10 protein-coding genes are annotated in these 17529 nt (G+C 39.5%); 1 reads left to right on the plus strand and 9 read right to left on the minus strand.

Annotated elements, in window-relative coordinates:
- Positions 1–138: 138 nt before the first annotated feature.
- Genes HMPREF9009_RS19875 through HMPREF9009_RS19915 form a run of 9 tightly spaced genes read right to left on the minus strand, consistent with a single transcriptional unit; the run spans position 139 to position 14832 of the window.
- Positions 139–633, minus strand: a complete 495-nt coding sequence (locus HMPREF9009_RS19875; protein WP_225472761.1) for a lipocalin family protein — start codon at positions 631–633, stop codon at positions 139–141.
- Positions 634–654: 21 nt separating this feature from the next.
- Complete coding sequence (locus HMPREF9009_RS19880; protein WP_049703397.1) at positions 655–1416, minus strand: DUF1573 domain-containing protein; 762 nt, start codon at positions 1414–1416, stop codon at positions 655–657.
- An 8-nt stretch (positions 1417–1424) separates the two neighbouring features.
- Positions 1425–3488 (minus strand): S8 family serine peptidase, encoded by a 2064-nt coding sequence (locus HMPREF9009_RS19885; RefSeq protein WP_008021777.1) that lies wholly within the window; start codon positions 3486–3488, stop codon positions 1425–1427.
- Between the two features lie 7 nt (positions 3489–3495).
- The gene (locus HMPREF9009_RS19890) at positions 3496–5199 is read right to left on the minus strand and encodes a BACON domain-containing protein (protein ID WP_049703091.1); all 1704 of its coding nucleotides are present in this window, start codon (positions 5197–5199) and stop codon (positions 3496–3498) included.
- A 27-nt stretch (positions 5200–5226) separates the two neighbouring features.
- Positions 5227–7869: a DUF4458 domain-containing protein gene (locus HMPREF9009_RS19895; RefSeq protein WP_049703092.1), complete on the minus strand. Its 2643-nt coding sequence runs from the start codon at positions 7867–7869 to the stop codon at positions 5227–5229.
- A 22-nt stretch (positions 7870–7891) separates the two neighbouring features.
- Positions 7892–9433 (minus strand): DUF5003 domain-containing protein, encoded by a 1542-nt coding sequence (locus HMPREF9009_RS19900; RefSeq protein WP_049703093.1) that lies wholly within the window; start codon positions 9431–9433, stop codon positions 7892–7894.
- A gap of 19 nt (positions 9434–9452) precedes the next feature.
- Positions 9453–10343 carry a DUF4984 domain-containing protein gene (locus tag HMPREF9009_RS19905; protein ID WP_015532815.1) on the minus strand — a complete coding sequence of 297 codons (891 nt, stop codon included), beginning with the start codon at positions 10341–10343 and terminating at the stop codon, positions 9453–9455.
- Positions 10344–10368: 25 nt separating this feature from the next.
- Positions 10369–11886, minus strand: a complete 1518-nt coding sequence (locus HMPREF9009_RS19910; protein ID WP_049703094.1) for a RagB/SusD family nutrient uptake outer membrane protein — start codon at positions 11884–11886, stop codon at positions 10369–10371.
- Between the two features lie 12 nt (positions 11887–11898).
- On the minus strand, positions 11899–14832 hold the full coding sequence (locus tag HMPREF9009_RS19915) for a SusC/RagA family TonB-linked outer membrane protein (RefSeq protein ID WP_049703095.1): 2934 nt from the start codon (positions 14830–14832) through the stop codon (positions 11899–11901).
- A 645-nt stretch (positions 14833–15477) separates the two neighbouring features.
- Here HMPREF9009_RS19915 and HMPREF9009_RS19920 point away from each other — a divergent pair.
- Entirely contained in the window at positions 15478–17403 is a 1926-nt protein-coding gene (locus HMPREF9009_RS19920; protein ID WP_049703096.1) for an NAD(+) synthase, read from the plus strand.
- The last annotated feature ends 126 nt before the right edge of the window (positions 17404–17529 follow it).

Below are 17529 nucleotides of genomic sequence, written 5' to 3' on the forward strand. Positions count from 1 at the left end.
GCGGTCTTGTACCAATAAAGATAAATACAAAAATAAAAACCGTTTAAATACAAAGATTTGCTTAAACGGTTTTATTATAAAAAGATGCCCCAATTTTCAAGAAAATCTGATGGCAATAAAGTAAGAAACAGAATACAACTAGAATGAAGCTCTTGTTCCGGCTATGATATCTGCCGGAACTTCATTACAACGAGTATAAACTTTCATTTCTCCCATATCTTCTTTGGCAGTCCATATCATCGAAGTATCAGTCAACCCCGAAACAATGTATGAATATTCCCATTCATCATCCGTATCAAGCTGATAATAGTAAGTACCGCTAATAATATCTCCGTAATCATCTTCTTTACTCAAAAGAAAAGAACCGGGAATTTGCTCAGATGTAGCACTGTTGAGATTCGTATAAATAGTGTAAGAACGTTTTCCGTCTTTTCCCTTCCGATCAAACGTTATATAATAGTAACGTGTGTCACCTTCCAGGTTTTCTCCATTCCATTCACTCAATCGCCAGCTTCCTGCGATATTCGCATAATTTACATCCTTAGTATCAGGAAGCTTTACTTCATCATCATCCCCACATGACACAAACAGCATCGTGGTGAGTAGTAGCATTATTCTGAATATATTTTTCATATACATATTTTATATTATTTATTATTGTAACAATAATTTCACTTGTACTGTCCGTTCAGAAGGGCGTACTGAAATGCCGTCCAAGACCAAACAAAATGTAATTTCATTCTTTTGAGGCAACAAACTTCTATCAATAGAAAGAATCATGTCGGCTTCCGTTTCCGGAAGAATAACTTTCGGCTCTGTTCGAAAACGAATGTATTCCGGCAGCATCAAGGCTGACAAATTTAAAGGTTGCTTTCCTGTATTGACACAAATGAATCTTTCCACTTGCATTCCTTCTCGAGAAAGCACTCTAATCTGCCATTCTTTCCGTTTCAGTCGCAATGTATTCCCAATAGCTACGGGATATCCCTTCCATTGGTCGCTGGTAGGTGATACCTTGCCAGTAAGTACCAGCCTGATCATCGGTTTCTTTCCGGAGAGATCGGTATAGACAAATGCTTCCCGATACAAATCACCAGCCTGATCCTTAGGATGAAAAATCAAATTGATTTCTCCCCGTTCCCCCGGTTGTACCAAGTCTTTATTACACTTGGCTACCGTACAGCCACAGGAAGTAGTCAACTTAGAGATACGCACCGTTTTTTTACTTACATTACAGTATTTAAAATGATACGTTACTGGCGCATCGTCTTCCGACAAAGTCCCTATATTGATTGCAGTACATTCAAACTGCAAGACTTGCTCCCCTCCTGTTTCCTGCGCAAAACTATGCGCAGAAGACAGAAGAAAGAAAAAGAACAGTCCATACTTGATGGCTCCGGTAAAGTATCGTTTCATAATCACATTTACAACCAACTATCGTTTTTACGAACAGTAATAAAGAAATCTTGCTTGGTACCGTCAGTCGCCGTAACGGTAGCTTTCGTAGAACCCACTTTCAATCCTTTCAAGGTGAAAGTAATGTTGTCTTCCGCAGTGAGAAAAACAGCTATCGAGCTATCATCAACTTTACATGAGAAAGTCATATTCTCTCCATTCTTAAAATAACGGGAGTAATTGATCTTACTTGTACCACCAACGGACACATACATATTGGGAACAGTCATCTCGACACCTCTGCCCTCAACAGCTTTCAATAACTGATAGGCATCAATCAGTCCTGTACCCATATTACCTGTATAAGCAGCAGGTTCCATCTGTCCGGCTGCAATTTGGCCAAATGAAGCATTTGTGTACCAATATACTTTCATTTCCGTGAAATATGGTTCTACCGGCTTGGCAGATTCCAATATCATTTTACGGAATTCATCTGCACGAAAATGACGATGCAATTTGGCAGCATAAGAAAGTCCCAGTGCGGCTACTCCCGAAACATGTGGACAAGCCTGTGACGTTCCTTCCATGTATCCATAATTCCCACCATCTTCACTGGCAGAAGATGGTATTGTGGAATATATTTTACCTTTGGGGCTCTGATGATAATCACTGTCTCCACCTGGAGCACAGATAGAAACTCCATGCGCATAATTAGAATAACTGGATGGAGTACCATCGGCTGCTACGGCCGCTACCGAAATATAATCAGGATAAGCGCCCGGATATCCGGCCATGGCTGCATATTCATTACCTGAGGCAAACACGATGATACCTCCGTCTATGACATCATTTGGCGAGCCGGCATTATGAATAAAATAGTCAAAAGCCTCTTTCTCCAGCGGAGCACTGTCTACCCAGGCTTTATCAGAAGTATAACCCGGACTATATCCGCTAATGGGATTGGCAAGTCCCGAATTGTATCCCCAACTACACTGCAAAATAACGGCACCATTATCTGCTGCATATTTCACGGCTTTCGCTTCCTGATACAGGTCACATCCTTTAGAACCGGAAAACACCTGACAACTCATTATCTTTACACCACCTATATTACTAGCTTTATCCCCTCCTGCAATACCACTAATACCTTCACCATTATTTCTCACTGCACTGATAATCCCAGCCACATGAGTTCCATGTCCGGTATCATTCGGGTCATCATAAGAAATATAACCTTTATCATCTGTGAAATTGTAGCCATAACGGTCACCGGCATAACCATTTCCATCAGCATCTTCCTTTGAAGCAAATGTTTCGGCCTCATTCACCCACATATTCCCCTTTAAATCAGGATGATCATACATCACACCTTCATCAAGCACAGCTACGATGATGGAAGGATCTCCCGTACAAAGTTTCCAAGCTTCTCCACAATTTACATCAACCCCCGTTACAGCAGGTACCACCTTGTCACCCTTGTCATTCTTGTCTTCATTCTGAAGAATAGAACCATCATTCTTACACCCCCATTGTAGATTAAAATAGGTATCATCCGGTGTGACATTTATGGCGCGAGTGTTACGCATCACATGACTCATTGCTTGTTTGGTGAGAACTGTTGCCCGCACATTAGGATCGTATGAACGTTGGATAATATGGCTAAATTGGACTTTCGCCACATCTGCTACCTGCGACAAATCTTTAGCCACCTGCTCCAAATTCGTATCTTCATCAAAATGGATAACATACCAAAGATTCAGTCCTGCCTTGCGGGTGCGTTCTTCCGTGCGGTTATCTATCGGGAAAATACGCTCCAATTTATGAGTACCGATTCGCTGCAGAATTACATCCATATCCGAAATTCCCGAACGGGTCATCGCACCTCCAATAGAGCGAGTTACAGCAGCATCCAAAAAGGATGCCGCTTCCGGTTTGAATTTTACCATTATTTTTCCCTGGCTCGCTCCCTCGGGTAAATTAATAATTGGAGCTCCCTGCCCTGTATCAGGTTTCACTGTATCCATATCCCGGTCGGAACAGGATGTAAAAGTGATTGCTACAGCGGCTATTAGAATTAAATATATTCTTTTCATAATCAAATCAATATTCAGTTAATGTAGGTCTGGCTTTCGGATAACGCTCGTAAAACCATTCCAAATTAGAAGGTTCGTTCTTAAATCCCGGAACATTACCATTCATATCCTTTCCAGAATCCTGTGTATAAATCAAAGTGAACGGATCGAAACGTGCGAAACGCGGATGATAAAGTAGCCATTCCGGTAAATCATCTCCCGACAAGAAGTTCAAGTTAATAGTGAACCGCTCGGCATTAGGCAGAATCCTTGGAATAGTCTTTAATTTTGCCTTCACCTCATTGCTTGCACTGTTTAATGTATCGTTACTCTGAATATCTTCATCGGTATAAGCATATACACCCGATTCCAGTCGGCCACCGTAACCGATGAATGTAGGTAGCTCTCCATATATCAAATTATAGGATAATGACAACGATTTCAGTTTTTCCCACTTCAACAAGTTCTTAAAATTATAATTATTACTCGCATCAAATTTCAAGCCGAGATTTTCACGTGTATCGTTCAAATCTGTAATTGAACTGTATCGACGATTACCTGTCAAACTCAAATGAGTCAGTTCCGGGAAGTTTTTGGATTGTAAGTCAGACGGTATAGCCGTAAAGTTATTACTACTCAAATCCAATTTAGTTAAAATCTGACAAGATCCTTCTAATTCTGATTTTGAGATAGTTGTAATACCCATCGCATTTATTGTCAGATTCTTCAGATGCTGCAATCCCTTTAATGCGTTTCCAATCCTATAAGTAGCAGGAAGCAACTGCGTATTCGTGTTACTAGCAACAACCAATGTCTCCAAATATTTGATTTTACCGATTTCAGCAGGTAATTCCTCCTTTGTATTCAGCATTTTGAATTCAACAGAACGTACACGACCGATTTGTTCTGGAGTCACACCTTTATCAGTTCTCTCCCATACGGTTATGCCTGCCCAATAGTCAAGACGTTCGCTGGTATCCCAACTTATCATTGAACGCAATTTGGTACTTGCAATGACAATAGCAATGGAATCTCCCCGTCTATCATCTGTTATTTCCGGTGAAGCTTCCTGTTTTATAGTCAAAGCTACCTCTTTCTCCAGTTCATCTTCCTCGTTCACCGGAAGGAACTTAATCGAAGCGATTCTTTCTTTCGGATCCGTATTCATATCCCACTTAAATCGCATCTTGATGGTACGGGGACGAGCTCCATAATCCAAAGATATATCAGGTTGTCTTTTGGAAGTAGTCACCCAAGAGCCCATCAAAGGATAATCGACCTTGAATTTGACATTTGTAGTCACCGATATATCAAAATATCTTTTATCCTCGTTAGCCATACTGGCAACTTCCACTTCATATTTATCCAGACCTATCATCTTTCCATATCCGGTCTGATGTATTTTCAGTTCTTGCTTAGACTGTCCTTCCGGTACAAACGTCACGACAGCATGTCTCACATCATTAGAAAGTGTAGAATCCACTACAATCTCACAATTAGTGCTTCCGACACCATTAGCAGGCATCACCTTCACCCAAGGCTGGTTGACCTTTGCCACCCATTTAGTACCCGAAGCCACTTTCACCGACTCCATTCCACCTGTAGCACCCAAGGTGAACTCCTGGGCATCGATGGTGAAGCCAGAAATGCCTTCCTCATCCGAATCATCACAAGCAGCAATAAAACACAAGCTTGCAAAGAGGCATAAATATATTTTAAACAATGGTTTCATATAGATTCTTTTTTGTTATTTATCTATTTATTCTTTCAAATAATCACATCCACGAATATCCTGTTCCGGATCGTAGATGAGGAGATATCTTCCCTCTTTAATCAGATCGCAAACATTGGAAAGATTGAGAGAGATATTTGGATTATCCTTTATCTCAAAAACGATAATAGCCGATGATATCGTATCAGAAATCTTTCGCAAATCATTTCCACCAATACAGAATTGTCTCAAACTCGGACATAAGCCTAAATTGCCCGGCCATTTTCTCAACAAGCGGTTACCATTCTCATCGCGCTGGTTACGTACAGCATAAACAGTTAATGTGGCAGCGTCCATCGGTCCGGTAGGAACTTCCGTAAAGCGGTTGTTACTTAGATCCACACCATAAAGGAAAGGCATATTTTTCCCATTAAAATCATCCGGAAGCTTTGATAAGTGATTATAAGTCAAGTCGAATGTTTTCATCATATACGAATATTTTGATGCATTGAATGTACCTTTCGGTATCTCTTCTATTCCATTACCGTTCAGTCCTAAAGCTGACACCTGAGAATTTGTATCAAACAGTATCTTCGGGAATTTTTTCAATTTATTCCCCCCCAATGCAATCGTACTGGCATTTACGCCATTAAAAGTTCCATTCTCTTCACCCTCAAATCCATCAATTTCATTGAATGAAAAATTAACAGAAGACATTACATATACAGATTGCGAACTGAATATATTAGGGAATTTCTTCAATTTATTATAAGCAAAAGAGAAAGACTCCACATCAGCATATCCGCAGAAATGTCCACTTTCATCACGTGGCAATTCCTCTATCTGATTGTGATCCATTGACAATTGTACCAAAATAACATCACTACCGAATGCTTTCTCAATCTTTTTAATCTGATTGTATGCACAATCCAGTTTACCAAGTTTTTTCACCATTGACATATCCGGCAAAACAGTCAGTTTATTATAAGTCAAATAAAAGATCTGCAATGTTTTACTTATACTTTCGCTGGCTACAAACTTACCTAAATCCTCATGAAAATCTCCCAAACTCGGATTACTCGCCAAGTTGAATGATTGAAGGTTCGGCAGTTTATTCAGTTCTTCCGGAAGTTTTGTCATAGACGGACAATTGTAAATTTCAAGGTCTGTCAGATTCTCCAGCCCACTTAGGTCAGTCCCCGGTTCAAATCCTTCGAATTTACCGTTGGCAATATACAAATATTGCAATTTCTTCAAGTCTCCAATAGAAGCAGGTATTCTATGAATTCCATTTGTCAACCGATTGACCGGGACATCTTTCAAAGAAGGACGATTGGCTTTGCTATTTACAGTAGGCTGAGAAAAACGACTGGGTATCCCCTCTTTCTGCCACTTCAAAGCAGCTTGTATCGGTTCGGAGAAATACGATTCAATATCCACCTTTACAAACTTATTATAATAATCACTCCTTATAGAGTTCTTCTGTACTTCAGTCAATTCAGTTCCCATCGTCTTCTCAATGATATTATCACCTACTTGGTCGGCATGATTACCTAAAGATAAAGTTCTAAGCTCCGTTAAGTCTCCCAAAGATTCAGGAATATCACCTTCAGGACCGAACGCACCGATAGAAAGACCTGTGACACGTCCTTTGGCATCCAAATCGACACCAGGTTGATCTCCCCACAAATCAATATCTTTATTGAAATCCCAGTTAGTACCTAAAGGATATGTAGTACCCGAATAACTCCATCCCTTCTGATTCTTTTCCGGAATAGACGGGCCTTTCAAGGCTTCCCACATTTCTTTCAGAACAAGATAGTCCTTAATACTGCCGGTAGTTTTACTGAAATTAATCGGAACGTTAACTTCAGTAGTCACATTATCCAGCACTTCAAAGTCAGCACCGTTTACTTCTCCATATTCCAAAGATCCCTTATTTTTCTTTTTAGTCGTATAACTTTTAATCTTATATTTACCGGCAGAAAGACGGAATAATGAATCACTGACAGCCACGGATATCTTCTTTCCACTATCATCCAGCTTCTCTGTATACTTTACGGCAATATTCTCAAGAGTCGTCTCTTTTTTCGTAAACTGTTCCTGTACCGTTACATTGATGTATTTGATATCGGAGAAAACATAATCTTCGCCTATTGCCCGAGTGGATGGTAGAAAATTTTTAGTTATAGTAAATTTCACTATCCCTCGATTCACTACTTTCACCTGTATGTCTTGTACAGCTAACCCACCATTTACTACAGTCAAAATTGTCTTTTTATCCGGTTCGCCGGAAAGAATCTGTTTCAAATCCTGCGTAGTTCCATCTGCTTTATACAGATAGAAACCGATAATCTGATAAGTTCCGGCCATCAATTGAAGTTTGTCACTTCTCAAGCCAAATTCACTATCGTCGCCCATCGCTTCCAGACCGACAGTCTGTACAATTTCAGTACCGTCTTCCTGATTGATAAGCACGATTTTCATTTTTTGCGCATCACGCAAATAATCCAGCTCATTCGTACTGGCACGTGTACCTGTCGAAACACCTTTATAAAGTTTGAACTGAGCATATCCATATCCTGCCTGAAGTACGTCATCATCGTCAGAGCAACTTCCAGCTGTAAACCCTAAAGTAAACAACATGCAAGAAAGGACAAACATTTTTATAAATAATATCTTAGTTTTCATATAAGCTAAATTTTACATGTTATCAATCCTCATATCGGGGTTGAATCAGCAATACTCCTAAAATAGTTTCATTATCCATTAATTTAATAACCATAGGCTTTGTTCCATTCTTGCTTTCGTCCATACCTGAAACATTGACAAATGCACTTGTCATATACCTTCCCTCAACTTCAATTCCTTCCCATACGGTATCCTGACCATTATGCTTAGTTTCAGCTTGCAAATTCCAACCGGAGTAGCCATTTACAATAATATGGAATGGATCATAATTAACACCTAAAGTCAACGATGAAACCAAAAATACATTTGTAGTACCATATTCACTTTCTAATTGTTCATCTGGCATATCCGAAGGTACAGCTTTCACAGGATTGCCTGTACCATCCAAAATAGGTTCACCACTTTCTTTAACCAAAGATATCAGATCTCCTGCCACTCCTTCCTGTTTTATATCAGCAATTATATTTTCATCATATTCCTTTGGAATCCCCTTTTCAAGTAAAACAAGATCGGATAGATGATCCTTAATTTCAGCATATATAACGTTAGGAAATGCTAATACATACGCAGTTCTTGCTTTCGAATTATTTGCGCTTGCTGCTATATTAATATTCCCTTCTTTATCATCATCTATCCAAAGCCAACGATTAAAGGAATCCATTATTGTATAAGAATATTCAAGCTCCCATGTCATCTGATTCCGTTCTGCCACATATTCCACACATACCAAGGTATATTCATCATTCTTAGCCATTACCGTTACAGGAACTCCCTCGCTATCATAACTATTATCGCCTGCAATATAACTTTCTCCATCAACCGAGACTTCTATGTTATCTTTCAGAGTACCAATAATTCTATCAGCAGGAATACCTTCATACTTCACAGGGACTTTTGCAACAGCTCCGCTTCTACTTTCAATTGTCAGAAAGCCGGTAATTTCATTCTTTTTATATTGCATTATCATCTGTGGAGTGACGCTGACATTATCTCCAGCATTGCCAGATACAACTTCGCTGTCTGATGCTCTACGATTGAATTCCATCCATTCGGGGTTACTTTTCAAAGCCCAATCCTCATTAGCTTCTAACACCAATATGTCAGTTCCATCAAAATTGATGACAAAAGGATTTTCTTCTGTGTACATTACAGACTTGTCCGCATTGAAAGCCCGAACTTCATAACCAGTAGACGGACGCGTCACCTCCGCTATCACCTGCTGGCTTCCTGCCAGCTTCATAGTCAGCTCTGCCTTATAAGATTTTAACAGTTCGGTAGCATCATCACTAATATGGATAGTGACTGTCTGCTTTCCGGCATTGCCTGAACAAACGAACGTCCTCTCACCATCCTGTTCAAAATAGCACCATAACGATGAGGAAGTCAATATCCAGTTATCGGCAGCCTCAAAAGTCAGTGTCTTGGTATCTCCGATTTCACATTCTATTTTCTGCAAATCCGGGAATACAGGCGTTGTAGTCTCGTCATCATCACTGCAAGCAGATACGAAGAGACAAAACACTAACGTAATCAATTGCAAATAATATTTCATTATATCTTTCATATTTATTTCCGATTATAGTTTAGAGTCCTTCCTCTTTCTTATACTGTTCCGCTTCTTCATCACTAATCCACTCCAAGATATTCACATAAGTACCTACTGTACCTTTACCCACCACATAAATAGTGCTATATAAGAATACGAATTTCTGGCATACATTATAATAAGAATCGTACGCAACAGGCTGAGTACACATCAGCTTTCCATTACCGTAAATGGTTCCGAAGGCTTCTGCCGTACTACCTATAATTTGATCATCAAACTCTACAAATGGTTTCAACGGATCGGAAGGATCATACTTAATTTTAAGATCATAATTCTTGTAGAAAAAATCATGTAATATGATAGTATTATCTTCCGTCTTGTCTCTTTCTGCCTGCAATAACCGATGTTCCGTATCCGTCATATATGCATTAAAGAAAGAAGAAGTCAATAGACAATAGCCTTCAAAAGTACTTAGTTCGAAAGGACATGCTTTTTGCATTTGAACACGAGTACGTGTACCGTACAAATCCCATATATTTTCATCTTTCGGAAGCAAATTGAACGTAACCGACAAAGAGTCAGTTTTACCTATATTTTCATAAACACCCTTCATCCGGAACTTTGCAACTCGCTCCCCTGCTTTAATGGTTACCGTATTTGATTCAACTACATATTGCTTTTTTTCAATTGCATTACTAGCCTTATCGTCTACTTCCACACCAAAAGAACGGTCATAATCGCATATATTCGTAGCTACTACCGGAATCTCAAACCATTTCTCGCTGTCCTGCACCGGATACATAGATAATGTATCGGAGAACATCACGTAGTCGGAACCGCTGTAAGTCGTCCGGGAAAGATCATTACATCCCCAGAATCCGACAGCCAACGTCGTAAGTGTTACTATTCCTGTTATTAATCGTTTCATTGTTTCTCTATATTATCTTTATACATTATTTATTGCTTTCATTAGGTGCTAGATCTACGCCAGGAGCATCCAACTCATGTTGTGGAATAGGCCATACAAAACGAGGATCGTCTTTCTCTAACTTCAACGTATTACCCGGAGAGATAGTCGAAGTTTGCTCTTTACGTTCAAATCCCTCATGCCAACGTTTCAAGTCGTTAAGACGGAAACCTTCCATAAAGAGTTCTTTCATACGTTCTTCACTGACAGTTTTAAACCAATTTTCTTCTGTAAGCGTAGTAGAGCCACCATAAGAAGAATAACGAGCCATACGTAAAGTAGAAATATCAATTCCTGCTTTTCCATAATAAGATGCTCCCATCCGGCAATAAGCCTCTGCACGAATCAGATATTGTTCCGCTAACCGGAACGGTTTCGGCATGGATACACACAGCAATCTTTGGCTTATAAAATCCTGATTTCCCATGTATTTAACCAAAAGAGGCCAAGTCAACCCATGAGAGAATCCGGTCGTTGCCGTAGCGAAATAAGCATTATAGCGTAAATCAGCATTGGCATAGGCATCCAATGCCCATTTAGCTGGTACATAATCCGGTTTATAAGATGTATAATCATAATTGAGGAATACAGTGCCTAATGCCCCTCCATAGGAATTTACCTCAAACATTACTTTCCAAATGATTTCAGTAGAATTATCATACTGCCACATGTATGCAAAATCATTATAAGTAACCGAATAACTATGCTTGGTTGCATCAGCTAATATATATTTCTTACTATCTATTACTTTAGTAGCATATTCAACAGCTTTCTCCCACTTCCGCATATACAGGTACATACGAGCATATAAAGCATTGACTGTACCAATCGTGAAATATGCAGAATTATAAATAACCTCAGTGTCATCATCCGTAGCCAGATATTCGGCCGATCTAGCCAAATCATCCAATACAAACTGATACGAATCTTTTAAAGAAGCACGTTTTACAGGTCCCGGATTAACGTAGCTGGACTGCAGTACAACTCCCAGTTCATTGGCAGCTTCTTCGTCACTTTCATAAGCTTTACAGAAACACTTCAACAGTTCTGAATAAGCCAGCGCACGGGCAAAATAGATATGACCTTTATAGGTATCCAACTTGTCCAGTTGTTCATCATCTGAAGTGTTGGCCTCTACAGCAGCAATGTTATCAAGAACAAAATTGCAACGTCCGATGACAGTATACAAGCCACCATACACATATTCCACCTGTTTATTGATAGCCAATATTTCATTACGCCATACATCACCATAGATATTTGTATATCCTTTAACAGCGTATACCAGATCCGTCTGAATATCAGGCAATAAAGTCAAGTATCCGCTATATAGGCTGGCATTTTTAAACTGTGCATAAATACCGACCAAAGCTTGGCGTACATCGCTCACTGTCTTAATAGCCTCTTCTTGCGGAATTGCATCTTGCGGATATTTATCAAGACAGGAAGATGCCGAAAGCAATACCGCAACTAAAACTATATATAATTTTATTTTTCTTATCATCACTGATTAATTTTAGAATGAAACTTCCAGTCCGAATGTAAACTGACGGGACATAGGGTATTGAGCCTTATACACATTGGAGGTAGACTCCGGATCCATCCCTGTAAAACTTGTAAATGTCAACAAATTCTGTCCCTGCGCATAAATACGGGCACTACTTAAAAAATTAGTCCGCTGCAACCATTTCTGTGGGAATGTATAGCTAAGCATTAAATTTTTCAGACGCAGGAAAGAAGCATCTTCCAAGAATCGTGAATCTAGTTGAGGAGTAACTCCATAACGAGGGATATCAGTCACATCTCCCGGCTTTTTCCATCGATCATAAAGCATACGTTTTGACTGATTGTAGGCACTGAACAGTCCGTTGCTCTCTTGAAAAACTCTGTCATTGTTTAGCATCCAGCGATCGGCCACCCACGTGAACTGTGCGGAAAGTGAAAATCCTTGCCAAGAAAGTGTAGTACCAAAACCACCTTGCCAAGGAGCTTCATGTGTCTTACCCAGCATCACTTTGTCACTTTCATTATATTCTGTAGTAATTTCACCGTCTTTGGTATACCATAAAGCATCTCCATTAGTAGGATTGACTCCTGCATAACGGTTCAGATAAAATTCACCTAACGGATGACCTACCGCAACCATTCTACCAGTATCAGAGGCTACATATTCTGTTATCCCATTATAAAGCTCGGTTATCTCATTTTTATTATATGAAACATTGGCGTTCACATTCCATGTAAAGTCTTTGATGCGAAGTACGTCTGCACTGACATTAATTTCTACACCACGGTTTCGCATAGCTCCCACATTATCCCAACGAGTTCCAAAACCGCTAGTTGTGTAAGAAATGGGAACTGCCATCAACATATTAGTAGTTTTCTTATTATAAAATTCCACATCCAAATTTATACGATCAATAAAACCTAAATGCAGTGCCACATTAGTAGCCCATGTAGACTCCCAACTTAATTCTTCATTTCCCAACTGGGAAATAGCAATACCTGATTCATTGTTATACTTATATCCACCGGAAACTAAAGCCAGATGTTCATAGTTATTAATAGAAGAGTTGCCCGATGTACCGGTATTAATCGCTATTTGCGCATTAGTAAGCCATTTATATTTTTGCATGAACTTCTCCTTACGGAGATTCCACATAAACCCGACTGACCAAAAAGCTCCCCAATGTTTATCTGTTCCGAAACGGGAAGATCCATCCCCACGAACCGAAAAGTCAGCATAGTAACGATCATCATAATTATATTCACCACGACCAAAAAAAGAGAGAAAAGAATATTCCGTAACGGGATCTCCCCATGATGAAGCGGTAGAACCGGAAGACAAGTTTGTCAAAATATCATTTGTCTGTCCACGAGTCGTAACCTGAAAACCTTCATAATGATAATCGACTCCTTCCTGCCCAACCATAAAGTTGAATGAATGAACATCATTCAACATAAAACGGTAGTTTGCCGTATTTGTAATCATCAGATTAAGCATATCATACGAACTACGCTGGGCACCTCCATAATTATTATTTGGCTTATAACTCGGAAAACTTCGATAAAAAGAAGTAGTATGACCATAATCTGCACTTAGTTGTGAACGAATTGTGAGATTCTTTATAGGTGTAGCTTCAGCATAGAAAGTAGATAAAAGTTTATACTTCTTATTTGATAACGGATTGTTTTCCATCCATGCTAACGGATTCTCCGTCGTTCCTTTCCAACTGCCGTCATCCTGAAGAGCCAGACTTCCATCCTCCTTATAAGGATTCCAGTAAGGCAACATGAAAAAAGATGCGGAAATAGGAGCCCACAATGCATATTCACCATCATCACTCTGTTCTACCTCCTGATAAGTAAACATTGTATTCGTTCCTATTTTCAACCATTTATTAGCTTTCGCCTCCACATTGGCACGGAAGTTAACACGCTCAAATGTAGAACCTACTGCAATACCATCCTGATCATAATAGCTTCCCGAAACATAATAATTTAACTTTTCCGTACCACCATTTACTGATAACTCGTAATTCTGCAAGGGTGCTTTGTCATTGTATACCTTATCCAGCCAATTGATATTTATCTTACTTAATTTCTCGTAATCCTGTCCTTTATCCAATCCCACTTCTTTTTCAAACTGAATACGTTCGTTCGTATCCATCTGATCCCAGTCCTTTGAAGCTAATTGGGAAAAACCTAGTTGTGTACGGAAAGTAATCTTGGCAGCTTCCCCCATACGTCCACGCTTGGAAGTGATTACTACCACGCCATTAGAAGCACGTGCGCCATAGATAGAAGTAGAAGAAGCATCTTTCAACACTGAAATGCTCTCAATATCATTAGGACTAATCGTGTTGAAATCTGAACTTGAAATAGCCACTCCATCCAATATAAAAAGAGGATCTTTCCCCGAATTAATTGAATTTGTTCCGCGAATACGAAAAGTTGCTGCCTTACTGGGTTCACCTGATTCAGAAAGCACCATTAATCCCGGTGCCTGCCCTTGCAGTGCCTGATCGAAACTCGGAGCAGGAACATCTTCCATCTTTTCAGCTTTTACCGTAGATACAGAACCTGCAATCGTACCTTTCTTACGTACACCGTAGGCAACAACCACTACTTCTTCTACCATTTGTGCATCACTCTCCATCTTCAGATTCATGCGAGTGGCAGCAGACACCTGCTTTTCCATCGTTTTCATTCCAATGTAAGAAAACTGCAAAATGGCGGGAGATTTCGTCACTGTGATACTGTAATTACCATTCATATCGGTAATTACTCCGTTCGTCGTACCCTTCTCCAAAACAGACACACCAATCATCGGCTGATTGTCTTCCGCCGAAATAATGTGTCCCGTTACCTGATATACACCCTGTGCAAAAAGCAACAGGGGGATACTTGTCAGAGTAAAGAGTACAAACAAGAGAATTGATTTTCTCATCTTTGATACTTTGATTTTAAATTAATGAAATTGATTTATTTTTATAGATTTATCTACAATAAGGAATACGCAGTCTTCGCGTAGAATAATACACTCCTTTCCCAAAATCGGTTTATGCATTTTCTGCACCGACTTGGGACAGGCTATTATTATCTATAAATATAGAATAGGAATAGACTAACTTGGCAAATTCTTAATATTGCGCCAAATATCCAAATAGATTTTTCGTGTTACTGCTGTGTGAATTAAATGTATGACCATCTGCTCTCTTAAGTTATAAATTAAACACTAATATCACTTGTTCTGTTTAGGTGTTATACACTTCTAATATTGTTCTATTTTGGCTACAAATATATATATTATATTTAAATAAAAGAAACAATATGTCGCATATTTTATACCAAATTTCCACTTATATCTTTTTGATACATATTTAAGTACACAAACCCATAAATGAAAATAAATCCACAACATATTTCAATGATAATTGAATATAAACGTTCATTTTGATAGTTACTTTAATTGCTCAAATAACAACATCACAACTCATACAAAATAGCTTATTAAGAGGATTCAATATAGAAAAGATAATTATTCAAAACTATTTCCTATTTTTGCACTCATTATATATAAATAAGGTATAAGATGAACTACGGATTTGTAAAAGTAGCTGCAGCCGTGCCACACGTAAAAGTGGCTGACTGTAAATTCAATGTAGAGAAGATAGAAAGTCTGATTACAGTGGCTGAAGGAAAAGGAGTGCAGATCATTATTTTCCCGGAAATGAGTATCACCGGATATACTTGTGGTGACCTATTCGGACAACAACTTTTGCTGGAAGAAGCAGAAATGGGGCTGATGCAAATTCTGAATAACACCCGTCAATTAGATATCATTTCTATTGTTGGCATGCCTGTCGTTGTCAATTCGACAGTAATCAATGCAGCCGTAGTGATTCAGAAAGGGAAAGTGTTGGGAGTTGCAGCCAAGACCTATCTGCCGAATTATAAAGAATTCTACGAACAACGTTGGTTCACATCAGCGCTTCAGTTGACTACAAACAACGTACGCCTGTGTGGACAAATCGTTCCCATAGGTGCAAATCTGCTTTTTGAGACTTCAGATACGACTTTTGGCATTGAGATATGCGAGGACCTTTGGTCTACTATACCTCCAAGTTCCTCACTGGCACTGCAAGGGGCAGAGATTCTGTTCAATATGTCTGCTGATAATGAAGGCATTGGAAAGAACAATTATCTTTGTTCTCTCATCAGCCAACAATCTGCACGTTGTATTGCCGGATATGTATTCTCGTCTTGTGGCTTTGGAGAATCTACTACCGATGTGGTTTTTGCCGGTAATGGGCTGATTTATGAAAACGGTTCACTGCTTGCACGCAGCGAACGTTTCAGTATGAAAGAGCAACTGATTATCAGCGAAATTGATGTGGAACGCATCCGGGCAGAACGCAGGATAAATACTACCTTCGCCGCTAATCAGGCAAATTTAGGAGACAAGAAGGCGGTTTCTATCGCAACAGAATTTGTCAACAGCAAAGAACTGACCTTAACCCGGAAGTTCAATGCTCATCCTTTCGTACCACAAGGAATTGAGCTAAATGAACATTGCGAAGAAATATTCTCTATCCAAGTGGCCGGACTAGCACAAAGATTAGTTCACACCGGAGCCAAAACAGCTGTAGTGGGTATTTCAGGCGGACTAGACTCAACACTGGCACTGCTCGTCTGCGTGAAGACCTTCGATAAACTGGGATTATCCCGGAAAGGTATTCTCGGAATCACGATGCCGGGTTTCGGAACGACTGACCGCACCTACCATAATGCGATCGATCTAATGAAATCATTAGGTATATCCATCCGTGAAATTAGTATTAAAGATGCCTGCATCCAACATTTTAAGGACATCGAACATGACATGAATGTACATGACGTTACATACGAGAATTCGCAAGCACGCGAACGTACACAAATACTAATGGATGTGGCCAATCAGACTTGGGGAATGGTTATCGGCACAGGGGACTTATCGGAACTTGCATTGGGATGGGCTACTTACAACGGCGATCACATGTCCATGTACGGGGTAAATGCGAGTGTTCCCAAAACACTTGTGAAATATTTAGTACAATGGGTGGCAGAAAACGGTATGGACGAAAACTCGAAAGCTACTTTGCTTGATATTGTAGACACTCCTATTAGCCCGGAATTGATTCCGGCGGATGAGAACGGAGAAATTAAACAGAAAACAGAAGATTTGGTAGGTCCTTATGAACTGCACGACTTCTTCCTATATTATTTCTTACGTTTCGGCTTCCGACCTTCCAAGATATTCTATTTGGCAAAAACGACATTCAAAGATATGTATGATGAAGAAACCATCAAGAAATGGCTTTCCACTTTCTTCCGTCGTTTCTTCAATCAGCAGTTCAAACGTTCTTGCTTACCGGACGGACCTAAAGTCGGAAGTATTTCTATTAGTCCACGGGGGGATTGGAGGATGCCTAGCGATGCCAATTCAGCTATGTGGCTTAAAGAAATAGAGAATTTATAGGGAAGTACAAACATCAAACTATTCTCACTGCTATGAGAAAAAATACTCATTACTATGAGAAGATTTTCTCATTATAGTGAGAATTTTTTCTCATAGCAGTGAGAATAGTTGAGAAAATATAACGCC

Origin of the sequence: Bacteroides sp. 3_1_13 (assembly GCF_001185845.1) — a bacterium.
Classification (GTDB): Bacteria; Bacteroidota; Bacteroidia; order Bacteroidales; family Bacteroidaceae; genus Bacteroides; species Bacteroides xylanisolvens.

Excerpts from the sequence above, each read along its gene's own strand:
- HMPREF9009_RS19875 (WP_225472761.1), bottom strand. The coding sequence starts at position 633 with ATGAAAAATATATTCAGAATAATGCTACTACTCACCACGATGCTGTTT.
- HMPREF9009_RS19880 (WP_049703397.1), bottom strand. The coding sequence starts at position 1,416 with ATGAAACGATACTTTACCGGAGCCATCAAGTATGGACTGTTCTTTTTC.
- HMPREF9009_RS19885 (WP_008021777.1), bottom strand. The coding sequence starts at position 3,488 with ATGAAAAGAATATATTTAATTCTAATAGCCGCTGTAGCAATCACTTTT.
- HMPREF9009_RS19890 (WP_049703091.1), bottom strand. The coding sequence starts at position 5,199 with ATGAAACCATTGTTTAAAATATATTTATGCCTCTTTGCAAGCTTGTGT.
- HMPREF9009_RS19895 (WP_049703092.1), bottom strand. The coding sequence starts at position 7,869 with ATGAAAACTAAGATATTATTTATAAAAATGTTTGTCCTTTCTTGCATG.
- HMPREF9009_RS19900 (WP_049703093.1), bottom strand. The coding sequence starts at position 9,433 with ATGAAAGATATAATGAAATATTATTTGCAATTGATTACGTTAGTGTTT.
- HMPREF9009_RS19905 (WP_015532815.1), bottom strand. The coding sequence starts at position 10,343 with ATGAAACGATTAATAACAGGAATAGTAACACTTACGACGTTGGCTGTC.
- HMPREF9009_RS19910 (WP_049703094.1), bottom strand. The coding sequence starts at position 11,886 with ATGATAAGAAAAATAAAATTATATATAGTTTTAGTTGCGGTATTGCTT.
- HMPREF9009_RS19915 (WP_049703095.1), bottom strand. The coding sequence starts at position 14,832 with ATGAGAAAATCAATTCTCTTGTTTGTACTCTTTACTCTGACAAGTATC.
- HMPREF9009_RS19920 (WP_049703096.1), top strand. The coding sequence starts at position 15,478 with ATGAACTACGGATTTGTAAAAGTAGCTGCAGCCGTGCCACACGTAAAA.